Raw genomic sequence first — 4,698 nt, 5'->3', positions numbered from 1 at the left:
TGATGTGGCTATTCTCTTCTTGTCCACTAATCTTTAAATCAAACGTTTTATCTTGTGTAATCTGATCAGCCGCTGAAATACCAGTATCACTCAAATCAGATAAAGTGAGTTCACCTGCTTTTGGTGCTGTGGTATCCACAACGACTTTTTGTATAGCAGTTTCCGAAGCGTTTCCAGCTCGGTCTGTTACTACAGCTTTATATTGATAAACACCATCAGCTAAATCTTTTTGAGCTACTGTTGTTTCTTGCCATGTCTTACCATCATCAGTAGAAACTAAATACGTTACTCGGCTGCCACTTTCCTGACCTTCAACCTTTAAATTAAAGTTTTTATCTTGAGTGATCTGGTCTGTTGTTGATGCCCCAGAATCTAAAAGATTTTTGAGAATCAAATTACCTGGCTCAGGAGGTGTCGTATCTTTAGGATCTTTCCGTGACAGTAAAGCAATTGTTCCTGCGCCCGCTAAAGCACTGACCACCCCAGTCCAGAGAGGTACAGAAGATGAAGAGTCTATAAGTTTTGGTGCATCTTTTACTTCTAAATAATTAACAGTAGTCTGTCCAGTAGTATCTTCACCTAAATTGGCAGTCCAATAACTCTGCCCTTCATTTAAAAGAATTTGCGGGTTTTCGCTAATAAAATAGTTTTCTAAAATAATTTCAGTTCCATCTTTTAGATGAATAATTGCATTATTTCCCTCTCTTGTTATTGAGGCAATTTTTTCTGGGCTTATATCGATTTTTGCGATTTCTTTAGGATCTACTACAATAGTTTTTGTCTGGCCTACATCAATATCAACTGTATTATTTTTTGAAGCATTATTTGCCATTAATGATACTTGTACCATTTATCCACCATGAAATTTTAAATATTATTAAGTTTTTCTAAAATATTAAGTCAATAGATACTCATTTTATAAAATATTATTAAATTTCACAAAATACTAAAACCCTTATTATAGCTAGTTAAAAACATGGCTTTTTATATAGTTAAAAATTTTTATGTATCCATTAATATTATTTTTAAAATGATAAAACATTTAGAATGTTTTCCTATTCCCCATATATAGAATTTAAAGCTTAGGCATTGTAATGGATAAAATTTTATCAATCTACTCTTAAGTTAAATGTCTTATAGAATTTTTATAAATTAAATTAATTGAAAAATCTTTAAATCATAATTAAACCAATAATGATTAATTCTTCCTTCATTTGAAATGACATTAAAACTATTTGGAACATGATAATGCAAACGGCTAGATGTCGCTGTTCCTGCATGAATATCATAAATAGGATGATCTATTTCTAATTGATAAATTTGCGTTAAATCATATACGGCTGTTTTATGAAGATGCCCATGTAACATACCAAATTGCCCTGTCTTACTCCATTTTTCGAGAGCCATTTTCCCTAATACGGGACAATCTTTAATACCATGCTCATCATCAGGCGGGGTATAAAAAGGCTGATGAAAAACCACTAATTTGATTTTATTCTCTGGCCCTTGCTGTAATCGCTCATATGTAGTTTGAATTTGCTCAATCGAAATATGTCCACGTGTATGATAACGGCGGCGTATACTGTTTACGCCAACAATATAGAAATGTTCAGTTTCTAAAGTTGGCTCAAGCTGGCCAAAAAAATATTGATAGCGAGTAAATGGTGAGAAAAAACGGTTCCAAACATGGTACAACGGAATATCGTGATTACCAGGCACAACAAGATAAGGAATAGTAAGACTATCTAAAAACTGACGACAATTATAAAACTGTTGATATCTGGCTCGCTGAGTAATATCTCCACTCACAACAATAACTTCAGGCCTATGTTCGGTACAAAAAAGCCGAATTGCATCTAAACAGGCCTCAATTTCTGTTCCAAAATGCAAATCAGACAGATGTAATAACATTGGGCACCATAATATTTAAAGCATTCTTTTCTACAGTGAAATTTAATGGTGTTTTCATCTCTAAAATTTCACCATCTAAAGCTACAGTAAGTTTTGATTTTTTTGCACATTCAACAATGACATGATCAGCACAAAAACTATAAACATCTTTTGTCTCTTCAACCTTTCCCTGAATCCATTGCCAAAGCATATGTAATAAACTAAGCCTATCACTTTTTGTAATGACCACTCCAGCGACTCTCCCCTGTGCAGCACAATCAGCAATTCTTAATTTCATATCACATAGTTGAAGTTGATTATTACCAAAGAAAATTAGAGGGGTTTTGACTGGATATTTTTTTCCATCAACCGAGACGGAAAGCTTCATAGATTTATTTTCTCTTAATAAAACATCTAAAGCCGAGGTATAGGCATGTAAAGGTAAACGTCCTAAATATTTATTGTAGAGCTCACGTTTTTTTATAAACAATGGATAAAGGCCTAGGCTCGCATTATTTAAATAAATATGATCATTAATAGTCGCAATATGTACAGAACGCGGTGTACCTGTAGCAATAACTTCAGCCGCCTCTAACAAATCTAAAGGAATATCTAAAACTTTGGCGACGTAGTTAAAAGTCCCCAAAGGTAAAATTCCCATAGGAATATTGGTATGTCGAAGTTTTGATGCTACTGCATTTAACGTCCCGTCCCCACCCGCTGCTACAACAACACCTAAATTTGCGTTTTGACTATGCCGATGAATCACTTGATTCATTAAATCATCAAATGAAACATCTTCCGATAATTCAAAAACTTGTATTTCAAAACCAAATTCGGTGAGTACAGTCATTAATTGTTCATACATATCTTCATGTTTTGAAGCATGAAAACCCGACTTCTGGTTATAGATGATAGAGAGAGGTTTTAAAGTCCGCATTTTTATTATCTTAAAGAGGATTTACCTTGTATTTTGTATAGAAAATCGCCTAATAAAAGTCTCTTTATGTAAATTTCGAATGATGATCATTTGTTTAATCAATAATAATTCTCAAGAAAAATTTAAACATCAAGTTATTGATTTTAAAAAAAATAAATAATATAAATAACACACATACAACATAAAAATGTAAAGAATAAAATACACTAAAAAACAATAAACATATGATTTAAATTAAAAAAAATAAAAAATCAAAATATCTATTTCTTATTCTTTAGTCTTATTTTTTTTATGATTTTGTGCTTTAATACAGCCACTTTTTTATTTGATCTTTCATTGTACCTCAATGAATGACTTGTACGTTGTACATATTTTGAATAGGCCTCACCATGACCACAGTGAACGCACCAGAATTCGTTCGTCATCCTAAGCTTATCGCATGGGTTGAAGAAATTGCAAACTTAACCAAACCAGCAAAAATCGAATGGTGTGACGGAAGCGAAGAAGAGTATCAACGTCTAATCGACTTGATGATCGCTAACGGCACCATGCAGAAATTAAACCAAGAAAAACATCCTGGTTCTTATCTTGCAAATTCTGACCCATCTGATGTTGCGCGTGTTGAAGATCGTACTTACATTTGCTCTCAAAAGAAAGAAGATGCTGGTGCGACAAACAACTGGGAAGAACCAGCTGTTATGCGTGAAAAGTTAAATGGTTTGTTCGAAGGATCAATGGAAGGTCGTACAATGTATGTTGTACCTTTCTCTATGGGTCCACTTGGAAGCCATATTGCTCATATCGGTATCGAGTTAACCGACTCTCCTTACGTTGCTGTTAGCATGCGTAAAATGGCACGTATGGGTAAAGCAGTTTATGACGTGTTAGGTACAGACGGCGAATTTATTCCTTGTATTCATACCGTAGGTGCTCCACTTGCTGAAGGGCAAAAAGACGTTGCATGGCCTTGTAACCCTGAAAAATACATCGTTCACTACCCAGAAACTCGTGAAATCTGGTCTTACGGTTCTGGTTATGGCGGTAACGCATTACTTGGTAAAAAATGTTTAGCACTTCGCATCGCTTCTGTTATGGGTCGCGAACAAGGTTGGTTGGCTGAACACATGCTTATTCTTGGTGTGACTAACCCACAAGGTGAAAAACACTATATCGCTGCAGCCTTCCCATCTGCATGTGGTAAAACAAACTTCGCAATGTTAATTCCACCAGCAGGCTATGAAGGCTGGAAAATTGAGACTGTAGGTGACGATATTGCTTGGATCAAACCAGGTGAAGACGGTCGTCTATACGCAATCAATCCAGAAGCTGGTTTCTTTGGTGTTGCTCCTGGTACAAATACCAAGACTAACCCTAACTGTATGGCAACTCTTCACAAAGATGTTATCTATACAAACGTTGCGGTAACTAACGACGGTCAAGTATGGTGGGAAGGTCTTTCTAAAGAAATTCCAACTAACTTAACTAACTGGAAAGGTCAACCTCACGTAAATGGTGAAAAAGCTGCTCATCCAAATGCGCGCTTCACTGTTGCTGCTGGTCAATGCCCTTCTATCGATGCTGACTGGGAAAATCCAGCAGGTGTTCCGATTTCTGCATTTATCTTCGGTGGTCGCCGTGCAGATACGGTTCCTTTAGTTTCTGAAGCTTTTGATTGGGTTGATGGCGTTTATAAAGCTGCAACTATGGGTTCTGAAACTACTGCTGCTGCTGTTGGTCAACAAGGTATCGTTCGTCGTGACCCATTCGCGATGCTTCCATTTGCTGGCTACAACATGGCTGACTACTTCGATCACTGGTTAAGCCTTGGTCAAGAAGTAAGTACAAAAGCTGAAGCTGCTGGTAATAAA

The 4,698-nt window shown here is 35.9% G+C and carries 4 protein-coding genes; 1 reads left to right on the top strand and 3 read right to left on the bottom strand.

Annotated elements, in window-relative coordinates; all coding sequences use genetic code 11:
* From ODQ17_RS17705 to ODQ17_RS17695, 3 genes are all read right to left on the bottom strand, one after another.
* On the bottom strand, window positions 1-850 hold an 850-nt coding region (locus tag ODQ17_RS17705), incomplete at its 3' end, for a BapA prefix-like domain-containing protein (RefSeq protein WP_322905311.1).
* A gap of 302 nt (window positions 851-1,152) precedes the next feature.
* On the bottom strand, window positions 1,153-1,911 hold the full coding sequence (locus tag ODQ17_RS17700) for a metallophosphoesterase family protein (protein ID WP_322905309.1): 759 nt from the start codon (window positions 1,909-1,911) through the stop codon (window positions 1,153-1,155).
* On the bottom strand, window positions 1,892-2,830 hold the full coding sequence (locus ODQ17_RS17695; protein ID WP_322905307.1) for a diacylglycerol/lipid kinase family protein: 939 nt from the start codon (window positions 2,828-2,830) through the stop codon (window positions 1,892-1,894). Before ODQ17_RS17695 ends, ODQ17_RS17700 begins: the two co-directional genes overlap by 20 nt.
* Window positions 2,831-3,219: 389 nt before the next feature.
* Between ODQ17_RS17695 and ODQ17_RS17690 the strand changes: the two genes are divergently transcribed.
* Window positions 3,220-4,698 (top strand): phosphoenolpyruvate carboxykinase (GTP) (locus ODQ17_RS17690; RefSeq protein WP_322905305.1); only part of this gene is annotated, 1,479 nt, incomplete at its 3' end.

This window comes from Acinetobacter sp. IRS14, from assembly GCF_034650275.1.
Lineage (GTDB): Bacteria > Pseudomonadota > Gammaproteobacteria > Pseudomonadales > Moraxellaceae > Acinetobacter > Acinetobacter oleivorans.
Note: the sequence above shows the minus strand (reverse complement) of the source record. Positions and strands in the feature narration are given on the sequence as shown.

Coding starts and splice junctions, on each gene's coding strand:
- ODQ17_RS17695 (WP_322905307.1), bottom strand. CDS start 2,830: ATGCGGACTTTAAAACCTCTCTCTATCATCTATAACCAGAAGTCGGGT.
- ODQ17_RS17700 (WP_322905309.1), bottom strand. CDS start 1,911: ATGTTATTACATCTGTCTGATTTGCATTTTGGAACAGAAATTGAGGCC.